At 73.3% G+C, this 20,481-nt stretch carries 18 protein-coding genes; 11 read left to right on the top strand and 7 right to left on the bottom strand.

Annotated features, from left to right (window positions below):
* Positions 1–82: 82 nt before the first annotated feature.
* Positions 83–772 carry a bifunctional DNA primase/polymerase gene (locus ACH4PY_RS03015; RefSeq protein ID WP_398175260.1) on the bottom strand — a complete coding sequence of 230 codons (690 nt, stop codon included), beginning with the start codon at positions 770–772 and terminating at the stop codon, positions 83–85.
* Between the two features lie 684 nt (positions 773–1,456).
* On the opposite strand from ACH4PY_RS03015, the gene ACH4PY_RS03010 reads away from it, so the two are divergent.
* Together ACH4PY_RS03010 and ACH4PY_RS03005 are read left to right on the top strand one after the other, a co-directional pair.
* On the top strand, positions 1,457–3,049 hold the full coding sequence (locus tag ACH4PY_RS03010) for a PP2C family protein-serine/threonine phosphatase (protein WP_398175258.1): 1,593 nt from the start codon (positions 1,457–1,459) through the stop codon (positions 3,047–3,049).
* 99 nt (positions 3,050–3,148) lie between these two features.
* A complete protein-coding gene (locus ACH4PY_RS03005) occupies positions 3,149–4,603 on the top strand; it encodes an aminopeptidase P family protein (RefSeq protein WP_398176052.1) in 1,455 nt (484 codons plus the stop codon).
* A 66-nt stretch (positions 4,604–4,669) separates the two neighbouring features.
* Here the strand turns inward: ACH4PY_RS03005 and ACH4PY_RS03000 are convergent, their stop codons facing one another.
* Entirely contained in the window at positions 4,670–5,161 is a 492-nt protein-coding gene (locus ACH4PY_RS03000) for an ATP-binding protein (RefSeq protein ID WP_398175256.1), read from the bottom strand.
* 239 nt (positions 5,162–5,400) lie between these two features.
* Here ACH4PY_RS03000 and ACH4PY_RS02995 point away from each other — a divergent pair, with 239 nt between their 5' ends.
* The 9 genes from ACH4PY_RS02995 to ACH4PY_RS02955 all read left to right on the top strand — a co-directional run bounded on the left by ACH4PY_RS02995 (position 5,401) and on the right by ACH4PY_RS02955 (position 15,998).
* Positions 5,401–6,159 (top strand): hypothetical protein, encoded by a 759-nt coding sequence (locus ACH4PY_RS02995; protein ID WP_398175254.1) that lies wholly within the window; start codon positions 5,401–5,403, stop codon positions 6,157–6,159.
* Positions 6,160–6,537: 378 nt separating this feature from the next.
* Positions 6,538–7,323, top strand: a complete 786-nt coding sequence (locus ACH4PY_RS02990; protein WP_398175252.1) for a YcnI family protein — start codon at positions 6,538–6,540, stop codon at positions 7,321–7,323.
* 87 nt (positions 7,324–7,410) lie between these two features.
* On the top strand, positions 7,411–8,079 hold the full coding sequence (locus ACH4PY_RS02985; RefSeq protein WP_398175250.1) for an SCO family protein: 669 nt from the start codon (positions 7,411–7,413) through the stop codon (positions 8,077–8,079).
* Positions 8,080–8,123: 44 nt separating this feature from the next.
* The gene (locus tag ACH4PY_RS02980) at positions 8,124–8,567 is read left to right on the top strand and encodes a copper chaperone PCu(A)C (protein WP_398175248.1); all 444 of its coding nucleotides are present in this window, start codon (positions 8,124–8,126) and stop codon (positions 8,565–8,567) included.
* A gap of 7 nt (positions 8,568–8,574) precedes the next feature.
* Complete coding sequence (locus tag ACH4PY_RS02975) at positions 8,575–10,722, top strand: copper resistance CopC/CopD family protein (protein WP_398175246.1); 2,148 nt, start codon at positions 8,575–8,577, stop codon at positions 10,720–10,722.
* A 290-nt stretch (positions 10,723–11,012) separates the two neighbouring features.
* Positions 11,013–12,236, top strand: coding sequence for an iron uptake transporter deferrochelatase/peroxidase subunit (gene efeB / locus ACH4PY_RS02970; protein WP_398175244.1), 1,224 nt, complete (start codon positions 11,013–11,015; stop codon positions 12,234–12,236).
* Between the two features lie 80 nt (positions 12,237–12,316).
* Positions 12,317–13,246: a prephenate dehydratase gene (pheA, locus tag ACH4PY_RS02965; protein WP_398175242.1), complete on the top strand. Its 930-nt coding sequence runs from the start codon at positions 12,317–12,319 to the stop codon at positions 13,244–13,246.
* Between the two features lie 602 nt (positions 13,247–13,848).
* Positions 13,849–15,156: a serine--tRNA ligase gene (gene serS / locus ACH4PY_RS02960; protein WP_398175240.1), complete on the top strand. Its 1,308-nt coding sequence runs from the start codon at positions 13,849–13,851 to the stop codon at positions 15,154–15,156.
* Positions 15,153–15,998 carry an HAD family hydrolase gene (locus tag ACH4PY_RS02955; protein WP_398175238.1) on the top strand — a complete coding sequence of 282 codons (846 nt, stop codon included), beginning with the start codon at positions 15,153–15,155 and terminating at the stop codon, positions 15,996–15,998. Before serS ends, ACH4PY_RS02955 begins: the two co-directional genes overlap by 4 nt.
* Here ACH4PY_RS02955 and ACH4PY_RS02950 read toward each other — a convergent pair.
* The 5 genes from ACH4PY_RS02950 to ACH4PY_RS02930 all read right to left on the bottom strand — a co-directional run bounded on the left by ACH4PY_RS02950 (position 15,931) and on the right by ACH4PY_RS02930 (position 20,418).
* Positions 15,931–16,743 carry a rhomboid-like protein gene (locus tag ACH4PY_RS02950; RefSeq protein WP_398175236.1) on the bottom strand — a complete coding sequence of 271 codons (813 nt, stop codon included), beginning with the start codon at positions 16,741–16,743 and terminating at the stop codon, positions 15,931–15,933. The two genes, ACH4PY_RS02955 and ACH4PY_RS02950, sit on opposite strands and share 68 nt — an antisense overlap.
* A gap of 75 nt (positions 16,744–16,818) precedes the next feature.
* Entirely contained in the window at positions 16,819–17,598 is a 780-nt protein-coding gene (locus ACH4PY_RS02945) for an ABC transporter permease (protein WP_398175234.1), read from the bottom strand.
* Positions 17,599–17,610: 12 nt separating this feature from the next.
* Positions 17,611–18,528: an ABC transporter ATP-binding protein gene (locus ACH4PY_RS02940; RefSeq protein ID WP_398175231.1), complete on the bottom strand. Its 918-nt coding sequence runs from the start codon at positions 18,526–18,528 to the stop codon at positions 17,611–17,613.
* Positions 18,525–19,475: an ABC-2 transporter permease gene (locus ACH4PY_RS02935; RefSeq protein WP_398175229.1), complete on the bottom strand. Its 951-nt coding sequence runs from the start codon at positions 19,473–19,475 to the stop codon at positions 18,525–18,527. The genes ACH4PY_RS02940 and ACH4PY_RS02935 overlap by 4 nt, the downstream gene beginning before the upstream one ends.
* Positions 19,462–20,418 (bottom strand): ABC transporter ATP-binding protein, encoded by a 957-nt coding sequence (locus ACH4PY_RS02930; RefSeq protein ID WP_398175227.1) that lies wholly within the window; start codon positions 20,416–20,418, stop codon positions 19,462–19,464. Before ACH4PY_RS02930 ends, ACH4PY_RS02935 begins: the two co-directional genes overlap by 14 nt.
* Between the last annotated feature and the right edge of the window lie 63 nt (positions 20,419–20,481).

Here is a 20,481-nt window from a genome sequence, read left to right as displayed (position 1 = left end):
CACCGTCCCACGGGCACCGGTGTGCTCCGAGTGCCTGTCAGCCCTGCCCGGCGTGCAGCCGGGGCGTCAGGGTGTCCAGGCGTCAGTAGGTCAGCCGGTCGCTGCCCGGCATGCTGCGTCCCGCCCGCACCAGGGCGTCGATCAGGGTGCCGATCTGCGGCAGCCACGGCTGCCCGCCCGTGCGCTCGTCGGGCTGCGGCGGGCGCACCCACCGCAGTTGGCCGGCACTGCTGCTCGACGGCGGGAGTCCCACGTAGCCGCCGTCGCCGTGGTAACGCAGGGACGTGGGGACCCATTCATGACTGTCGAGGATCTCGCCGAGGTCGGCGAGCGAGTAGGGGGCGACCAGCAGCTGATACCGCGTCGGGGTGGCAACGACGGGCCCCAGCCGTACGCCCATGGCCTCCAGCGCCTCCAGGGCGCGCGCACCGGCCACGGCGGGCAGGCTCGCCGCCGAGACGCGGTCGCCGGTGGCGACGACGACGGGTGCGTCGGGCCTGCTGGTCCACCAGTAGCGCACCATGCGCGGGTCGCGGGTCGCGGCCAGGAGTCCGGGGTCGAGCGGATGGGCCCCGGGTACGGGGCAGTTGGGGCGGGCACAGGCGCACGGCTGCGCACCTGCCGCGCGCCAGCTTCCGCGCCGGTCGTACCCGACGCCGGGCACGACTCGCCATTGCCACTGTTCGGCGTAAGTGAGCGCCGCGTTGAGCAACGCGGTCCGCTCCTTCCGCTGCAGTGAGAGCTTGCGTCGCCTTCCGAGGATCTCGCGCATCAGCGCTCGTTCCTTTCCGTTAACGCCCAGGGATCTGCCCATTACACAACGTAACTTGTCGAGCACACCGCTTGCGAGGCAGCGCAACACGCCGCCGCCAGCCGAGCGTGGAACGTGGCGGAGGTTAGCGCGATTACGGCGCTTGGCACTTCGCGGTGCCCTGATCGTGACCCACTCGTTCGTGGCTCACTTCGGGCCCAGCACCCCTGCCACTCGGGTTGGGTCGGCCGTCAACTGATTACGTACTTACGACGCTTGAGCCAGACTTCGGGTTCCTACCCATCGCCCGCAATATGACGCGCTGTTGGCTTGGATCAGTCGACAGCGCGCATACGGCGGGGGTGGTTCTTTTCGGCCAACGTATGCCGTCGGGCACGGCGGACGCAAGGGACCCGACACCATTCCCGGTATCGGGACAATCCTGGACATGCCCACGATCGCCCGTGTAGAAGTGGGGTCCTCGGCAGCGGCGCAGCACACATGGGGGTTTGCGATGCTAATCATGCGAGTGCTCCGCCTTGCGCGGGCAAAAAGCTCGGATTGCCCCACCCTCCGTTCTCTGCCCGGAAGTCGCGGGCGGTGAACCCCTCCCGGGTCAGAAAAGTGGCCGGAAGCGAGCCACGGCGACCCGCCGCGGCGCATACTCCCAACACGCCTGTCACCACCGCGGCTTCGCCCGCCGGCGTGGCGACCGCGCCTGTCACGGCGTCCTCCGCGGTGCCCGCGGTCCCGGCCGCGGCGTCCGCGCCCGCCGCGGAATCCGCCCCCGGCCTGCCGGGACGCAACGCTTCCGGAGGCGCTCCCGCCCTTCAGGACGGGCTGGCGTCCTGGGCCTGCGACCTGTCGCTGCTCCATGAACTGACCGGAAGACTCGCCCGAACGGCCCTGCTGGACGACGCGCTGCGCGAGGTCGTGCTGGCCGGGGACGCCCTGGTCGGCGCCCGGCGCGGCCTCGTCACCCTGGCGCCCGCCGACGGCCTGGGCCCGGACACCACCGTCGGCCACGGCCTCGGGCACGCCGACCTGGGCGCCCTGGAGACCGTCGGCTTCGGCGCGGTGCCCCCCGGCGCCGACGAGGCCGCGCACCCCGACCTGCGGCCGGGCACGGGCGCGCACGGGCGGCACCACGAGGTGGCGGCGCAGCTCGGCGTGGCAGCCGCCTACGGGCTCGCGCTGGCCGCGGACCGCCTCGCCGCGGGGCCGGAGGACGGCACCGTATCCACACCTGATTCAGCCACTTCCTCCACAAACGGCGTCACCTGTTCCGCCGCCGACCGGGAGCCCGTCACGTCTGCGCCCGGCTCCGGCCCCTTCCCGGGCGACCGCGCCGCCGAGGACTTCCCCGACTTCTCCACAACCGGGCCCGCTCCGTCCGCGGGCGGCGCCGTCCTCTCCCCCGCGATGCCGCCCCGGCGGCGCCTCGGCGCGGTCGTGTGGTTCTACGACGAGCCCGCCGCGCCGACCGTGCGGCAGCGCCGGCTGGCGGGCATGTATCTGCGCTACGCCGCCGAGCACCTCGCCCGCGGTCTGGACCTGGAGCGCGCCCGGCGGGACGCCGCCGCCCTGTCCGCCGAGATGCTGCCGGCCCGGCTGCCGCGCGTCCCCGGCGTGCGCATGGCCGTACGGCACCAGTGCGGGCCGCGCGGCGGCGGCGACTGGTACGACGCCCTGCCGCTGCCCGAGGGCGCGCTGGGGCTGGCGGTGGGCGGCGTCACGGGTGCGGGTCCCGGCGCGGTGGCGGCGCGCGACCGGCTGCGGGCGTCGCTGCGGGCGTACGCGGTGATGGAGGGCGAGGACCCGGTCGCGGTGCTCTCCGACCTGGAGCTGCTGCTGCGACTGACCGAACCGGCCCGTTCGGCGACCGCGCTCTTCGGCCACGTGGGAGCCCCGCAGTCCGCGGGGAGCCGCCGGGTGACGCTGGCGGGCGCCGGGCACTGCCCGCCGCTGCTGGTCGGCGACCACCGCTGCGAATTCGTCGAGACGTCGCTGTCGGCGCCGCTGAACATGCTCAGCTGCTGGGAGGCGCCCAGTGTCGAGCTGCGGGTGCGGCCCGGCGAGAGCCTGGTGCTCTTCACCGACGGGCTGCTGCACCGCACCGGCGACAGCGCCGACCGGGCCGTCGCCCGCGTCCACGCGGCCGCCCGCAGCGCGACCGACGCCGTACGGGAGGATCCCGGGCGGCTGGCCGACCACCTGCTGCGGGCCGTGCTGCCCGGCGGCCTGGACCGCACCGCGGGCACCGAGGACCTGGTGCTGATGGTGGCCCGTTTCGACTGACACACCCCCCGCCTACGATGGACGAAAGGTTCATCTTGAGGAGGCAGGGACGTGACGGAGGCCGACGGGCAGCGGGGCACGAACGGGGAAGAGCAGGAGATCGCCGGGGCGCAGGAGCCCGAGGCGGCCGCGGACAAGCCGGTCAAGCAGCGCAAGAACGGGCTGTATCCGGCGGTGTCGGACGAGCTGGCGGCCGTCATGAAGTCCGGCTGGGCGGACACCGAGCGGCGCGGCCTGGAGCCGATCCCGCAGGCCCGGCAGACCGCCGCGCGGCGCGCCGCGCTGTCGGCACGCTTCCCCGGCGAGCGCATCGTGGTGCCGGCCGGCAATCTGCGCCGCCGCTCCAACGACACGGACTACCCCTTCCGCGCCGCGACCGAGTACGCCCACCTCACCGGCGACCAGACGGAGGACGCCGTCCTGGTGCTGGAGCCGCTGGCGGAGGGCGGCCACGAGGCCACCGCGTATCTGCTGCCGCGCTCCGACCGGGAGAACGGCGAGTTCTGGCTGCACGGCCAGGGCGAGCTGTGGGTCGGCCGCCGCAACAGCCTGGCCGAGGGCGAGCAGCTGCTCGGCCTGCCCTGCCGTGACGTGCGCACCGTCGCCGACGTGCTGCGCGAGGCCACCGGTCCGGTCCGGGTCGTGCGCGGCCACGACGCGGGCGTCGAGGCCGCGCTGGCCGACAAGGTCACCGCCGAGCGGGACACCGAGCTGACCGTCTTCCTGTCCGAGCTGCGCCTGGTCAAGGACGACTTCGAGATCGCCGAGCTGGAGCAGGCCTGCGCCTCGACCGCGCGCGGCTTCGAGGACGTCGTCAAGGTGCTCGACAAGGCCGAGGCGACGTCGGAGCGCTGGATCGAGGGCACCTTCTTCCTGCGCGCCCGCGTCGAGGGCAACGACGTGGGATACGGCTCCATCTGCGCCTCCGGCCCGCACGCCACCACGCTGCACTGGGTGCGCAACGACGGCCCGGTGCGCTCCGGCGACCTGCTGCTGCTGGACGCCGGCGTCGAGACCCGCCACCTCTACACCGCGGACGTGACCCGTACGCTCCCGGTCAACGGCAGCTTCACGCCGCTCCAGCGGAAGATCTACGACGCGGTGTACGAGGCGCAGGAGGCGGGCATCGCGGCCGTCAAGCCGGGTGCCGCCTACCGCGACTTCCACGACGCCGCCCAGCGCGTGCTCGCCGAGCACCTGGTCGCGTGGGGCCTGCTGGAGGGCACCGTCGAGCGGGTGCTCGAACTGGGCCTGCAGCGCCGCTGGACGCTGCACGGCACCGGCCACATGCTCGGCATCGACGTCCACGACTGCGCGCACGCGCGCACCGAGGCGTACGTCGACTGCACGCTGGAGCCCGGCATGGTGCTCACCGTGGAGCCCGGCCTGTACTTCCAGGCGGACGACCTGAGCGTGCCGGAGGAGTACCGCGGCATCGGCGTACGCATCGAGGACGACATCCTGGTCACCGCGGAGGGCAACCGCAATCTGTCCGCGGCCCTGCCCCGCGCCTCGGCCGAGGTCGAGTCCTGGATGGCCGCACTGCGCGGCTAGCGGGCCGTGCGGGGCTCCGCCGCGGAGCCCCGCCGGACACGTCCCACGGTCGCCCTCCTCAGCGTGTCAGGACGCCCTGAGGAGGGCGTCGTCGCGCCATTTGAGGATCTTGTCGAAGGACACGGCCGTGCCCACCCCGGGCCGGTCGTGGAAGCGCACATGGTCGACCAGGGCCTCGATCAGGATGAGCCCGCGCCCGTGCTCGGCGTACTGCCCGCGGTGCGGCAGCGTGCGGGTGGGGTGCAGGATCCAGTCGGGTTTTCGGTCGAGGTCGGGTGAGTGCTCGAAAACGGTAGTGCGGTCGCGGGAGGTCGTGGGCCCGGAGTCGGCGACTTCGATCCGGCAGCAGTCACCGTCGATGTGGGCGGTGACGCAGTAGCCGGTCGCCTCTCCGGCATGCTCAACGGCGTTCGCGCACGCCTCGGACAGCGCCACCGACAGGTCGAAGGAGATGTCGGGATCGACCCCGGCGGTCTCCATCGTCCCCATCAGGAGCTTCCGGGCGAGCGGGACGCTCGCAGCCTCGCGCCGCAAATGGAGTGACCACCAGATGCTCATGCTCAGCCTCCTGGCTGCGGCTCGACATACGACTACGTATTGCCGCGAAGGGCGCCCCGTAAGCGCGGTGTTGACGTGACACCGCTCATTCGGCGGATGCCCGCACCCGGCATACGGGTGTAAAAGGCCACCGGACACACCCCCGCGAGCCGGGCACCCCCTTGTTCACGGATGGGGCCCGTGGTGAGAAGATGACGGCCGTCATGGCTACCCCCGCCGCTGTGCGCGCAGGCGCCGGCATGCGACTGCTGAGGGCCGCGCTCTTCGCCGCGGTCTGCGTCGTGCTGGCCGCCGCCGGGCACACACTGGCCTCCGGCACCGCGGTGCCGGCCTGGTCGCTGGCGCTGGGGTGGCTCGGGGTCGTCGCCGTCGTGGCGCCGCTGGCGGGCCGGGAGCGGACGCTGCCGGGCATCACCGCGAGCCTGGCTGCCGGACAGCTCACCTTGCACATGGTCTTCGGCGCGGGTCAGATGTGCGCCACGCCGGGACTCACTCCTTCGAGTGGCGGTGGCGGCGGACTGCTGACCGTGGCCGCCCGGCTGGTGTGCGGCACCCACGCGACGGCGCTGACCCCGCAGAGCGCGCAGCAGATCGTGTCCGCCGCGGGCCTCGGCCCGCACGCGGGCATGCCGGGGATGACGCCGCAGGCCGGTCTCACCGCGCGCTCGGTACTGGCCGCGCTGCCGCTGTGCTCGCTGCCGATGCTGCTCGCGCACCTGCTGGCCGCACTGGTGGCGGGCTGGCTGCTGCGGAGCGGCGAGGCCGCGCTCTGGCGGCTGGTCAGGCTCTCGGCGCGCGGCGTGGCGGAGCTCACCGGCTTCAGCCCCGCCGCCGTACGCCGTGCCTACGCGCTGCTGGCCGCGCTCACCGGCTGCCCGGCGGGCGCCCCGCGGCACGGCCCGCCGCACGCCGGGAGGACACCGGACGCCGCCTGGCGCACGGTGCTGCTGCGGCACTCGCTGGCCCGGCGCGGGCCACCGGTGGTCCTGTCGGCCTGACGCGGCGTCGGCTCCACCCGCCCACACTCACCCGGTTTGTCCGGGCTCATCCGCGTTCCTCCCGTTTCCGGCATTCCGATGCCACCGGACCTTCCGGTGCCTCAGGTGCCGTGACCCGGCGGTGACGGCGCGGACGGCCCCGGCTGCCGTCGGGAGGTGCGGCCGGGTGGCGGGCGGGCGGCGCGCGGTCCGCCCCGCCGCGGCCGCCGCAGCAGCACACCGGCGGCGCACCCGCGTACGCCCGTATCCGCCGCCCGCCGCCCACGGCCGCGGCGCCCGGCCCCGTACGCCCGTGCGTCCCGCGGCCGTTGCCGGCTGCCCGGCCCGCCCCGTACAGCCTTCCGTCCGCAGCATCCCTCACCGTGGAGAAGCCCTGTCATGAGCACTTCCCGCATGTCCCGCCTGCGCGGCCGTGCCGCAACCGTCGCCGCGATCGCCGGCGCGACCGTCGTACTGGCCGCGGTGCCGGCCTTCGCCCATGTCACCGTGCAGCCGACGTCCGCCGCGAAGGGCGGCTACACCACCGTCGCCTTCAAGGTGCCCAACGAGCAGGACACCGCCTCGACCGTGAAGATCGAGGTCAACCTGCCCACCGACCACCCGATCGCCTCGGTGTCCCTCCAGCCGGTGCCGGGCTGGACCGCGCAGGTGACCAAGTCGAAGCTCACGACGCCGATCAAGACCGACGACGGCACCATCGACCAGGCCGTCACCAAGATCACCTGGTCCGGCGGGAAGATCGCACCCGGGCAGTTCCAGCAGTTCCCGGTCTCCTTCGGACCGCTGCCCTCCGACACCGACGCGCTGTCGTTCAAGACGCTCCAGACCTACGACAACGACGACGTCGTCCGCTGGATCGAGGTCCCGCAGGCGGGCCAGGCCGAGCCGCAGAACCCGGCGCCGACCCTGAAGCTGACCGCGGCCGCCTCCGACGACGCCGGGGCCGCCACCGGCACCCCGGCGCCCGCCCCCGCCGCCGACAGCGGCTCGGGCACCTCCGCACCGCAGGCCGCCGCGTCCGGCAGTGACAGCGACGACACCGCGCGGGCCCTCGGCATCGCCGGCATCGTCGTCGGCGCCGCCGGAGTCGGCTTCGGCGTCCTCGCCGGACGGCGCCGTGCCGCCGCGGCGGCAGGCTCCGGCAGCAGCACGGCCACCGACTGACGCACCCGCAAGACGCCGGGCGGCCGCGCCCGCACACCGCGGCTCCGCGGCCGCCCGGCCTTCGCCATCGCACCCTGGGGACCATCCATGCGTACCACCGTCAAAACCGCCTCCGTCGCCCTCGCCGCCGCCTGTGCCCTCCTGCTCGGCGGCTGCGGAGGCTCCGGGAGCTCCGGCTCCTCCGGCCAGGACTCCCGCCCCGCCGCCGACGTGTCCACGGAGGCGAGCCAGCCCGGCACGCTGCTCGACACACCCTTCACCAAGCCGCAGCTGCACCTGACCGACAACCAGGGCAAGCCGTTCGACCTCGTCAAGCAGACCGCCGGGCACCCCGTGCTGCTCTTCTTCGGCTACACGCACTGCCCCGACGTCTGCCCGACGACCATGAGCGACATCGCCCTGGCCAAGGCGAAGCTGCCCGCGGCCGACCAGGCCAAGCTGCGGGTCGTGTTCGTCTCCACCGACCCCGACCGCGACACCCCGGCCCGGCTGACCGAGTGGCTGGGCGCGATGGACAAGAGCTTCATCGGCCTGACCGGCGACTTCACCACGATCGAGAACGCCGCCCGGTCGGTCGGGGTCGGCATCGCGCCGCCGGTGAAGGAGAAGGACGGCAGCATCACGGTCACCCACGGCGCAGAGGTGCTGGCTTTCTGGCCGAAGGACGACAAGGCCCACGTGCTGTACATGTCCGGCACCACCGCCGCCCAGTTCGCCCACGACCTGCCCAAGCTCATCAGGAGCGAGGCGCCGTGAAGCGGCGGCGGGCACTTCTGGGCGCAATAGGCGGAGTCGTGGCAGTGGCCGCGGCAACGGGTGCGGCGGCGGGCCTGGCCGGGCACCGGCCGGACACGGGCAAGGGCTCCGGCGGCGCACGGCTCGAGGTGAGCGGCGGGTACATTCCCCAGCCGCTGCTCACCGACGAGGCCGCCGCCTATGTGACGGTGTCCAACACCGGCGGCACCGACGCCGAGCTGACGTCGGTGACCACGCCGCTCGCCGCGCACGTCACCCTGCACACCACCACCGGCACCACCATGCGCCAGGTGAGCGCACTCACCGTGCCCGCGGGCGGCAGACTCACCCTGGGCACCGGCGGTGCCCACATGATGCTCGAAGGGCTCACCCACAAACCCTCGGTGGGCGAGCAGATCACCCTGCGACTCCACTTCACCCACGCCTCGCCCGCCACGGTCACGGTCACCGTGCCCGTACGGCCGACGGCGTACGACCCGAGGGGCTGATCCACCGATGAACAGACGGCTTCCCGCACGGCGGCACGAGCGGCGGACCATGCCGCGCCGTGCCGCGGCGGCGGTGCTCGCCACGCTGGGCGCACTCGTCGCCGTGCTGCTCGGCACCGCCACGCCCGCGTCCGCGCACGCGGCGCTGCTGCGCACCGACCCCGCCGACGGCTCGGTCGTGCAGACCGCGCCGCAGCGGGTGGTGCTCACCTTCTCCGAGGGCGTGCTCCTGTCCGCCGACTCGCTGCGTGTCCTGGACCCGCAGGGCGTGAACGTCGCCGTCGGCACCCCCGCGCACGCCGACGGCAAGGACTCCGGGTCCACGGCCACCGTCGGACTGCGCACCGGGCTCGGCAACGGCACGTACACCGTGGCGTGGAAGGCCGTCTCGCAGGACAGCCACCCGGTCGCGGGCGCCTTCACCTTCTCGGTGGGCGCGCCCTCCCGGACGACCGTCGACGTGTCGGCGGAGGCCGCGGTGGGCGGCGGCGCCGCGGGCACGCTCTACGGCGTCGCCCGCTACGTCGCGTACGGCGGCTTCGCCCTGCTGGTCGGCGGCTGCGTCTTCCTGTCGGTGTGCTGGCCGCAGGGCGCCAAACTGCGCCCCATGAAGCGGCTCGCGGCCGGCGGCTGGGTCGCGCTGGTCGCCGCGACCATCGCGCTGATCATGCTGCGCGGCCCCTACGCCAACGGCACCGGGCTCGGCGACGCCTTCGACCTGGACGTGATCCGCACCCAGCTGGAGACCCGGCCGGGCGCCGCGCTGGTATCCCGGCTGCTGCTGCTCGCCGCCGCCGCGGTCTTCCTCGCCGTGCTCTTCGGCAGCTTCACCGAGCGCGAGGACCCGGAGGAACGCGCCGACCTGGCCTGGGGCCTGGGCATCGGCGGCAGCGTCGTCGCGGTGGGCATCGCCGCCACCTGGGCGATGGCCGAGCACGCCTCGGTCGGCATCCAGCGCAAGGTGGCGATGCCGGTCGACGTCGTCCACCTGGTGTCCATGGCGGTGTGGCTGGGCGGCCTGATCACCCTGCTCACCGCGCTCAGCGTGCCCTCGGCGGCAGCCGCCCTCGAACGCGCCGCCGTACGCCGCTTCTCCACGATCGCGCTGACCGCGATCACCGCGCTGGTCGGCACCGGCACGTACCAGGCCTGGCGGCAGATCGGCACCTGGCGCGCCTTCACCGACACCTCGTACGGGCGGCTGCTGCTCATCAAGATCGGGCTGGTGTGCTGCCTCGTGGGCACGGCGTGGTTCTCGCGCCGCTGGACGCAGTCCCTCGGCGAGGCGGTGCCCGCGGCGGCGGCCGCGGGCCGGGGCTCGAAGGTCGGGCGGCAGAAGGAGCGCGCGGCCGGGCGGGAGCGGGAAACGCGCCGGACGGCCCGTCAGGCCGTCGTGGCCGCGGCGGGCGGGCCGGAGGCCGTGACGGACACGGGAGGCCCCCAGGAGCCCGCCCAGGGCCCGCAGGGCGGCACAGACAACGCCTCCGCGGCAGCCGGGACGGGGGACTCCTCCTCGGCGGACCCGGCCCCGGACGGCGCCGCCGGGGGCGACCCACGGCGGGCGGCTCAGCTGCGCAGGCAGCAGGAGGTACGGGCCGCCGCGCGTGAGCGCAAGGTGCGCGACGCCGACCCCGCGCGGGTGGCGCTGCGCCGCTCGGTGCTGATCGAGGCGGGCATCGCCGTCGTCCTGCTGACCGTCACCACGATCCTCACCGGCAGCCAGCCAGGCCGGGCCGCGGAGGAGCAGAAGAACCTCGGCAAGGCACCGGCCGCCCCCGGCGCGAGCGCCCCGGCCGCCACCGCGCCGCAGCAGGTCAGCCTGAGCATCCCCTTCGACACGGGCGGCGCCGGAGGCAAGGGCACCGCGTCCCTCACCCTCGCCCCGCCGCGCGCGGGGAAGGACGCCGAGGTGCACCTGGAGCTGACCGACCCGGCGGGCAAGCCGATCAAGGCACCCGAGGTACGGCTCGCCTTCACGCTGCCCGCGCAGCACTTGGGCCCGCTCCAGGCGAAGGTCGGCGCATTCACCGCCGGGCACTGGATCGCGACCGGCGTACGGCTGCCGCTCGCGGGCGCCTGGCAGCTCGCGCTCACCGTGCGCACCTCCGACATCGACGAGGTCACGGTGACGCGGACCGTGCAGATCACCTCCTGAGCACCGGCATCACCGAGCCACGGCAAGAGCGAGCACAGATGAGCACAACAGGCAGGACCGGCCCCGCAGGGGGAAAGGGAGGCGGCGGATCCGCGGCAGAAGACCGCGGATCCGCCGTTCGCCCGGAGGCGCATGCCCCGCACACCGCCCACGGCCCCACGGCAGACGGGCAGCCGGCGCCGCCCGGCACAGACGTCCCCCAGACGCCCCCGCCCGGCACAGACGTCCCGCCCGCCGACGGACCGGCAGTATGTGCCGAGGACCGTACGGCCCGGCACCCTGCCGCGCCGATGACCCGGCGCCGCCTCCTCGGCGCCGCGGGGGCCGCGGGCGCCGCCGGGCTGGTCGCCGGAGGCGCGGCCGGGGCGGCGGGCGCGGGCGCGGCGCGCACGGACCCTGTCGCGCTCGGCACGGTCGGCTCCGCGCACATCCCCTTCGAGGGCGCCCACCAGGCGGGCATCGTGCAGCCCGCGCAGGCCCGCGGCCACCTGGTGGCCTTCGACCTGCTGCCGGACGCCGGACGGCGGGGCGCGGCGGCACTGATGCGCCGCTGGTCGGCCGCGGTGCGCACGATGACCCGGCAGGACCGCCCCGCGGCCCCCGCGGCGTACGACGACCAGATCGCGGACGACGCCGGTCCGGCCTCGTTGACCGTCACCTTCGGCTTCGGCCGCGGCTTCTTCGCGCGCACCGGGCTCGCCTCGGCCCTGCCCGAGGCGCTGGCCCCGCTGCCGCACTTCCCCGCCGACCGGCTGGACGCCGGGCGCAGCGACGGCGACGTGTGGGTGCAGATAGGCGCCGACGACGCACTGGTGGCCTTCCACGCGCTGCGGGTGCTCGAGAAGGCGGCGCGGGACCGGGCCGTGGTGCGCTGGCAGATGAACGGCTTCACCCGCAGCCCCGGCGCGACGGCCCGGCCGATGACCGGCCGCAACCTGATGGGCCAGATCGACGGCACCAACAACCCCAAGCCCTCCGACGCGGACTTCGCCGCCCGGGTCTTCGTGCCGCCGCACGGCTTGCCGGCGTGGATGGCGGGCGGGTCGTACGCGGTGGTGCGGCGGATCAGGATGCTGCTCGACGACTGGGACCACCTCCCGGTGCCGCGCCAGGAGCGGGTGATCGGGCGGCGCAAGTCGGACGGGGCACCGCTGTCGGGCGGCACCGAGACCACACCGGTCGACCTCGCGCGGTTCGGCGCGGACGGCACCCTCGCGATCCCGGGCGACGCCCACATCCGCGTCGCGGCCCCCGCGTCCAACGGCGGCGCGGCCATGCTGCGGCGCTCGTTCTCGTACCACGACGGCATCGGCGCGGACGGAACGCCGGACGCCGGGCTGCTGTTCGTGGCCTGGCAGGCGGATCCGATGCGGGGCTTCGTGCCCGTGCAGCGCAAGCTCGACGGCGCGGACGGGCTGTCGCGCTTCCTGCGGCACGAGGCGAGCGGTTTGTTCGCGGTGCCGGGCGGCGCGGGACCCGGGGAATACGTGGGTCAGCGGCTGCTGGAGGGATGAGCGCGCCGGAGGATACCGCGGACGGCGTGACGGTGCGTGACCCGTACGGAGCAGTGCGCGCGGGCCGTTAGGCTGCGTACATGTCGTCAGCGAGCCGCTACACGTACCTGGGTCCCGAGGGCACCTTCACGGAGGCCGCGCTGCGGTCGCTGCCCGAGGCGGCGACGCGCGAACTCGTCCCCATGGTGTCGGTGCCGGCCGCGCTGGACGCGGTGCGCGCGGGCGAGGCGGGCGGCGCGCTGGTGCCGATCGAGAACTCCGTCGAGGGCGGCATCACCGCGACCCTCGACGAGCTGGCCTTCGGCGAGCCGCTGATGATCTACCGCGAGGTGCTGCTGCCGATCGCCTTCGCGCTGCTGGTGCGGCCCGGCACGGACCTGTCGTCGGTGAAGACGGTCACCGGGCACCCGGCCGCGCAGGCACAGGTGCGGCAGTGGCTGTCGGACCACCTGCCGGACGCGGTGTGGGAGTCGGCGGCGTCCAACGCGGACGGCGCGCGGCTGGTGCAGGAAGGCCGTTTCGACGGGGCCTTCGCGGGGGAGTTCGCCGCGCCGACGTACGGGCTGGAGCCGCTGGCGACGGACATCGCCGACGCGGCCAACGCGACGACGCGCTTCGTGCTCGTCGGCCGCCCCGCGCGGCTGGCGGCGCCCACCGGCGCGGACAAGACGTCGGCGGTCTTCTGGCTGCGTGACGACCACCCGGGCGCACTGCTGGAGCTGCTCCAGGAGTTCTCGATCCGCGGTGTGAACCTGATGCGGATCGAGTCCCGCCCGACGGGGGAGGGCCTCGGCCGCTACTGCTTCTCGGTCGACGCCGAGGGGCACCTGACCGACCGGCGGGTCGGCGAGACGCTGATGGGGCTGCGGCGGCGCTGCCTGAACGTGCGCTTCCTCGGGTCGTACCCGCGGGCGGACGAGGTGGCCGGGGCCGTCGCGCGCGGCACGGGTGACACGGAGTTCGCCGAGGCCTCGGACTGGCTGAACCGCGCGCTCGACGGCCGCGGCTGAGCGGTTCCGCGCGGCGGGCGGTGTCGGCCCCGCGACTGCGGCACACCGGCCCCGCACAGAGGTTCTGCACTGTTCTGCACAGCTACCCGCGAGTTATCCACAGGGGGTGCTGCGAGCCTGTGGGTAACGTGGGGACAAGTCGACAGGCGAAGCCGACGTCATCGACAAATCGGTACACAGACACCGGCACACCACAGAGCGGCACAGGGTGCACCTCGTCAGCCCATTTCGCGCGGCCCACTCGTCCGAGGGAGTATTTCTCACTCGAAAGTGAGTGTGGGGCGAGTTTCGACGGGGAATCCATAGCCGATCATCCCGCCCCGGGAATGATCTCGTCTTCCTCCACAGAACTTCCCCACACCCTGTGGACAAGTTGCGGAGATCTTCCGCAGGCCTGTGGATAACTCACCCCGGGAGCGATGATCAACTCCGGTTCTCCACAAGCCGGATGCACCTGCCGGTAGGTCGCCCGCAATATGGTTGACGCGCCATTTTTTCGCCCCTACTACGGATTTCCCGCGCTTATGTCGTGAAGCTCTCATATCGGGCATAAAGCCGCTAAGTTGTCGCGCCCGCGCGCCCCGCCCCGGTAGCCTGTAGCCGTGATCGACCTTCGCCTGCTCCGTGACGACCCCGACCGTGTGCGCGCCTCGCAGCGTGCCCGTGGAGAGGATGTCGCGCTCGTCGACTCCCTGCTGTCCGCCGACGAGCGCCGCCGCTCCTCCGGCACCCGCTTCGACGAGCTGCGCGCCGAGCAGAAGCAGCTGGGCAAGCTGATCCCCAAGGCGCAGGGCGACGAGAAGGCCGAGCTGCTGCGTCGCGCAGGCGAGCTGTCGGCCGCGGTCAAGACCGCCGACGCCGAGCAGCACGAAGCCGCCGAGGAGGCCCAGCAGCTGCTGCTCCGGATCGGCAACATCGTCCACCCCGACGCCCCGATCGGCGGCGAGGAGGACTTCGCCGTCGTCGAGCAGCACGGCACCCCGCGCGACTTCGCCGCCGAGGGCTTCACCCCGCGCGACCACCTGGAGCTGGGCGAGCTGCTCGGCGCCATCGACACCGAGCGCGGCGCGAAGGTGTCCGGTTCGCGCTTCTACTACCTGACCGGCATCGGCGCGCTGCTGGAGCTGGCCCTGGTCAACGCGGCCATGGCGCAGGCCACCGCCGCCGGCTTCACCCCGATGCTCACGCCGAACCTGGTCAAGCCCGCCGCCATGGCCGGCACCGGCTACCTCGGCCAGGCCGAGGACGACGTCTACCACCTCGACAAGGACGACCTGTACCTGGTCGGCACCTCCGAGGTCCCGCTCGCGGCCTACCACATGGACGAGATCATCGAGGCGCGGCGGCTGCCGCTGCGCTACGCGGGCTTCTCGTCCTGCTACCGGCGCGAGGCCGGCTCGTACGGCAAGGACACCCGCGGCATCTTCCGGGTGCACCAGTTCGACAAGGTCGAGATGTTCGTCTTCACCACTCCCGAGGAGGCGGAGGCCGAGCACCAGCGGCTGCTGGCCTGGGAGAAGGAGTGGCTGACCTCGCTGGAGCTGCCCTTCCAGGTGGTCGAGCTGGCCTCGGGCGACCTGGGCATGTCCGCGTCGCGGAAGTTCGACTGCGAGGCGTGGATCCCGACCCAGGGCAAGTACCGCGAGCTGACGTCGACGTCGAACACCGACGAGTTCCAGGCCCGGCGGCTGAGCGTGCGCCTGCGCGACGAGAACGGCACCCGCCCGCTCGCCACCCTCAACGGCACGCTGTGCGCGGTGACGCGCACGATCGTCGCCCTCCTGGAGAACCACCAGCAGCCCGACGGCTCGGTGCGCGTCCCGCAGGTGCTGCGGCCGTACCTGGGCGGGCGCGAGGTCCTGGAGCCCGCCGGCACCGTGTCCGCCACCGCGCCGGCCGCCGCCAAGTGAGCGCGCCGGACCGGGCCGCCGCCGCGGCGGCCGTGGGGGAGCTGCCCTTCCGGCTGGTCGCGACCGACCTGGACGGCACGCTGCTGCGCAGCGACGCCACCGTCTCGCCCCGTTCGCGGAACGCGCTCGCGGCGGTCGCCGCCAAGGGCGCCGCCCACATCGTGGTGACCGGCCGGGCCGTCCCGTGGGTCCGGCACGTGCTGGACTACCTCGACTACCAGGGGCTCGCCGTCTGCGCCCAGGGCGCGCAGGTCTACGACGCCGGATCGGGACGGCTGCTGACCTCGGTCACGCTGGACCGGCAGCTCGGTGCGCTCGCGCTGGCCAAGATCGAGGCGGAGACCGGCCCGCTGGCGGTGGCCGCGAGCCGAGACGGGCTCACCGGCGAGGTACTGGTCGGCCCGGGGTACGTGCACAATCCCGAGCTGCCCGTCGTGCACATCTCCGGCCCGCAGGAGCTGTGGGCCGAGCCGCTCAACAAGCTCTACATACAGCATCCGCAGCTGACGGACGACGAGCTGACGCAGGTGGCCACGGAGGTCGCGGGCACCATGGTGAGCGCGACCATGGCGGGCGCGGGCATCGTCGAGCTGCTGCCCCTGGGCCTGAGCAAGGCGACCGGGCTGTCGCTGGCCGCGCGGCGGCTGGGCGTGACGGCCGCCGAGACGATCGCCTTCGGGGACATGCCCAACGACATCCCGATGTTCGCGTGGGCCGGGTACGGCGTGGCCATGGCCAACGCGCATCCGGAGCTGAAGGCGGTCGCCGACGAGGTCACCGCGTCCCACGACGAGGACGGGATCGTGCCGGTCCTGGAAAGGCTCTTCGGCCCGCTGCTCTGAACGGTCCGCCGCCGCCCGCCCCTGATCCTGCCGCTCCCGCCCCCGCCCTGCCGCGGGACGCCGGCAGCGGGGTCGCCGCGTGGCAGCACAGCCCGAGCAGGAAGGCCGTGAGGTGCCCGAGGTCGGTGTACGTGCCGCCGTTGAGCACCGGCCGGGCGAAGAAGCCGAGCAGCGCGGCGAGATACCCCCAGCGCCACGGAAACGGCACCCGGTAGGCGAGCACCCCGACGATCCCGGCCAGGCCGTAGCTCACCCCGATGTCCACGGTGTGCGCGAGGGAGTGCGGCAGCCGGTCGTCCCTTATCCCGAAGAAGACCGCCTTCTGGCTGACGAGCGTCGCGCCGACGTGCGCGGTGGCGGCGGTGAACAGCCAGCGCCAGGTGCCGAGCCAGCGTTCGGCGGGGGCGTGCACCAGCACGAAGAGCACGCCGTAGAAGGCGAACGCCGACGGCGTCTGGATCCAGAACGCGCTGCCGATCAGTACGCGGACCGGGTGACGGTGCAGTTCGACGAGGTTGGTGCTGTAGTGGTGCAGCAGCGCCGAGCGGGTCTGCGGGGCGACGACCGCCACGACCACGCTGGTCACGGCGAGCGTGGCCAGCCAGATGTGGGTGCCGGGCGAGGAGCGCACCCACCGCACGGCGAAGCGGCGCGCGTCGCGCGGGGTGACGCGGCGGAGCCGGAGCGCCGCGGCGCGGATCCGGTCAGGTGCCGGCCGCGCCGCCTGCGGTGTCTGCGGGGGCATCGCCCTCAGTCTTCACCGCGCCGTGCTCCCCCGCCCGGCGACGCGCATGCGCACATGTGCGTCAGCGGCGCCGGGTCACTCCTCGACGGAGAGCTTCAGGGTGCGCAGCTTGCGGGCCGCGAACCAGGTGGCCGCCACCGTCACGAGGACGAGCAGCACCACGCTCGCGGTGAGGCCCACGTCGGAGCTGACGACATCGCCGTGCGCGGACTTCTCCGCGACCGCCAGCGCCCACTGCTGCACGCTGAGCTTGCGGGCGCCCGGCACCACGTTGCCGACCGTGCCCTCCCACACCAGCGCGTAGACCAGGCCGACGACCACCGCGTGCCGTGTCACCACGCCCAGCAGCAGGAAGATCGCGGAGTACGCGACGCAGGCCACGGCGGAGCCGACGGCGTACGCGACGGCCACGTTCTGCCCGTTGCCGTTGAGTATGAATCCGGCGAGCAGCATGGGGATCGCGGTGAAGGCGAGGCTGACGCCGATGGCCACGACCAGCTTGGTGAGGACGATCGTGCCGCGTTTGACGGGCTTGGCCAGCAGGTAGACGATCGCGCCGTCGTCGATCTCCGGACCGATCGCGCCGGTGCCGGCGATGACGCCGACCAGCGGCACCATGGCGCTCAGCCCGAAGCCCTGGAGCACGTCGTTCGCCGTGGAGTCGTCGGCGCCGCCGAGCAGCCGGACCGCGGCCGCGATGATCAGCAGCAGCAGCGGCAGGCCGAAGAGCAGCAGGGCGCGGCGGCGGCCGAGCAGCGCGCCGTACGTGAGCCGGGCGACGGTCGGATGGTAGAACCGGGGGCCCGGTGACGGCGGCGCGGCGCCGCGGCCGGGCGGGGCGGTGGTGACGGTCATGTCGGTCGCTCCTTACGCCGTGACCAGGTAGGAGAAGACGCTCTCCAGGGACTCGTCGGACGGCGAGACCGTGAAGAGCCGGATGCCGTGGTCGCGGGCGATCCGGGGCAGGAACTCGGTGAAGCCGGCGAAGTCGACCGCCTGGATGAGCAGGGCCTTCTCCCGCTGGTCCAGCTCGATCGCGGCGGTGGACGCGTGCGCGATCAGGACGGAGGCCAGCCGCCGGTCGTCGCTGGACCGCACGAGGTAGCGGTGCGGTCGGTCGGTCATCAGCCGGCGGATCTTGCGGAAGTCGCCGGAGGCCGCATGGCGGCCGGCCACCACGACCTCGATGTGGTGGGCGAGCTGCTCGACCTCCTCCAGGATGTGCGAGGAGAACAGCACGGTGCGCCCGTCGGCGCCCATCCGCCGCAGCAGCTCCATGAGGTGCAGCCGCTGCCGCGGATCCATGCCGTTGAACGGCTCGTCGAGCAGCAGCACGGACGGCTCGTGGACGAGCGCGGACGCCATCTTGGCGCGCTGCCGCATGCCCTTGCTGTACGTCTCGATCCGGCGGTGCTGCGCGTACTCCATCCCCACGGTGGCCAGCGCCCGCTGGGCGGCGGCGCCGGGATCGGGCAGGCCGTGCAGCTCGGCGTTGGCCACGACGAACTCGCGGGCGGTGAGGAAGTCGTACATCGACTCGCGCTCGGGCACGATGCCGATCTCCCGGTAGGCCTGCTCGTTGCGCCAGATGACGCTGCCGTCCAGCATGACCGCGCCGCTGGAGGGGGCGAGGAAGCCGGCCATCATGTTGATGAGCGTCGACTTGCCGGCGCCGTTGGGGCCCAACAGGCCCGTCACGCCCGGTCCTATGGTCATCGTGACGTCGTTGACCGCCACCACGTTGCCGAACCAGCGCGAGACGTTGTCGATGGTGATCGTGGTCACGACAGGCCCACCTTCCGGTAGCGCCGCATCAGCAGCCCGAAGGTGCCCGCGATGACACCCACGAGGACCAGCAGGTAGGCGAGGCCTGCCGCCGCGTTCGGCGGGCCCGCGGCCTGCGGGAAGGCGGAGTGGGCGCCGAGGAACCAGGTCTGGAAGCCGTCGATCAGGGTGATCGGTGAGAAGAGCCCGATCCAGCCGATGACGTCGTAGTGCTCCTGCGCCCCGGCCACGCCCTGGACGCTGGAGACGGCCGCGTAGGTGATCACGAACAGGGCGATCACCGCTGCCACGCCGAAGCCGCGGCGCGGCGTGACCGCCGCGATGACCAGGCCGATCCCTGCGAAGAGCAGGGAGAGCAATATGACGGACACCAGGCCCTTCGCAAACCCGGCGGTCTGGTGGGCGAAGCCCAGCTTCGCCAGCAGCGCGCCGATGTAGAGGATGAGGAGCGGGATCGCGGTCAGCAGGAAGAGCGCGGCCGCCAGCGCCGCGTACTTGGCCGCCACGTAGTCGACCCGCTCGATGGGGCGGGAGAAGTACAGCGGCGTGGTCTTGAAGCGCAGGTCGCGGCTGACCGACTGCGGGGCCTGGGCGGCGACGAAAAGCGTGATGACCGCCTGGAGCACCACGGCGTAGCGCGTGTACGCGACCGGCAGGTCGGTGCCGTCGGCGAAGATTGCGACGGCGACCATGATCAGCGCGGGCAGGCACATCACGCCGAGCAGGATCATCGGCAGCACCTTGGACTTGCCGCTGCGGCCGAGGCCGTACGCACCGCGCAGGCTCTGGACGAACAGCGAGGTGCGCGCGTAGCCGCGGCCGAGACGCGGCCCGGTGTAGTTGCGGTAGCCGATGTCGTGGATGACGTCGGGCGGTGAACCGGTGGTGCGGGCATCCGCGGCGGCGGCCGGCGTGCCGCCGGGTGCGGCGACGTCAGGCTGCTTCACGGCCGTCTCCTTCCGTGCTGTGGGCGTCGTCCCCTGCCGGGGTGGTGTCGTCGTCGACGAACAGTTCGGCTATCCGGTGCCGGCGCTGCTCCATGCGCACCAGGCCGACCCCGAGTCCGGCGACCGCGTCGCGCACGATGTCGTACGTCTCGTCGTCCGCGATGTCGACCAGCAGCAGGTGGCCCTGCGCCTGGGTGGTCAGGCCCGCGTCGGTCAGCCGCGCGCGGAGCTCCTCCTCGCGGTCGGTGACCTCGACCGCGAGGGATGCGGTGGTCTGGGTGAAGTCACTGGTGGAGGAGGCGCGCAGCAGCTTGCCGCCGTCGATGACGACGATGTGGTCGCTGGTGCGCTCCAGTTCACCGAGCAGATGGGAGGTGACCAGCACCGAGATGCCGAAGTCGGTGTGCACCCGGCGGATCAGGCCGAGCATCTCGTCCCGACCGGACGGATCCAGGCCGTTGGTCGGCTCGTCGAGCAGCACCAGCTTTGGGTCGTGCACGAGCGCCTGCGCGAGCTTGACCCGCTGCTTCATGCCCGTCGAATAGCCGCCCATCGGGCGGTACCGCTCCTCGTACAGGCCGACATGACGCAGCGTGTCCGCGGTGCGCTCGCGCGCGGCGGACGGCGGCAGCCCCGACATCCGGGCCATGTGCACGACGAACTCGGTCGCCGACACGTCGGGCGGCAGGCAGTCGTGCTCCGGCATGTAGCCGACCAGGCTGCGGATCTGCGGTCCTTCCTTCGCAACGTCGAGCCCGAGCACGGCGGCCCTGCCCTCGGTCGCCGGGGACAGGCCCAGCAGGATCTTGATCAGCGTCGACTTCCCGGCGCCGTTGGCCCCCACCAGCCCGGTCACGCCGGGGGTGACGGCCACGGACAGCCGGTCGAGAGCGGTCACGCCCGGGTACCGCTTGCTCAGGCTTTCGGTGGAGATCACAGTCACGGGACGACCGTAGTGGTCCGCGGCGCACCCTGGCGTCCCCCCGAGGTCGCGGATTCATGTACT

Origin of the sequence: Streptomyces sp. NPDC021224 (genome assembly GCF_044332905.1) — a bacterium.
In the GTDB taxonomy this organism is placed as follows: Bacteria; Actinomycetota; Actinomycetes; order Streptomycetales; family Streptomycetaceae; genus Actinacidiphila.
Note: the sequence above shows the minus strand (reverse complement) of the source record. Positions and strands in the feature narration are given on the sequence as shown.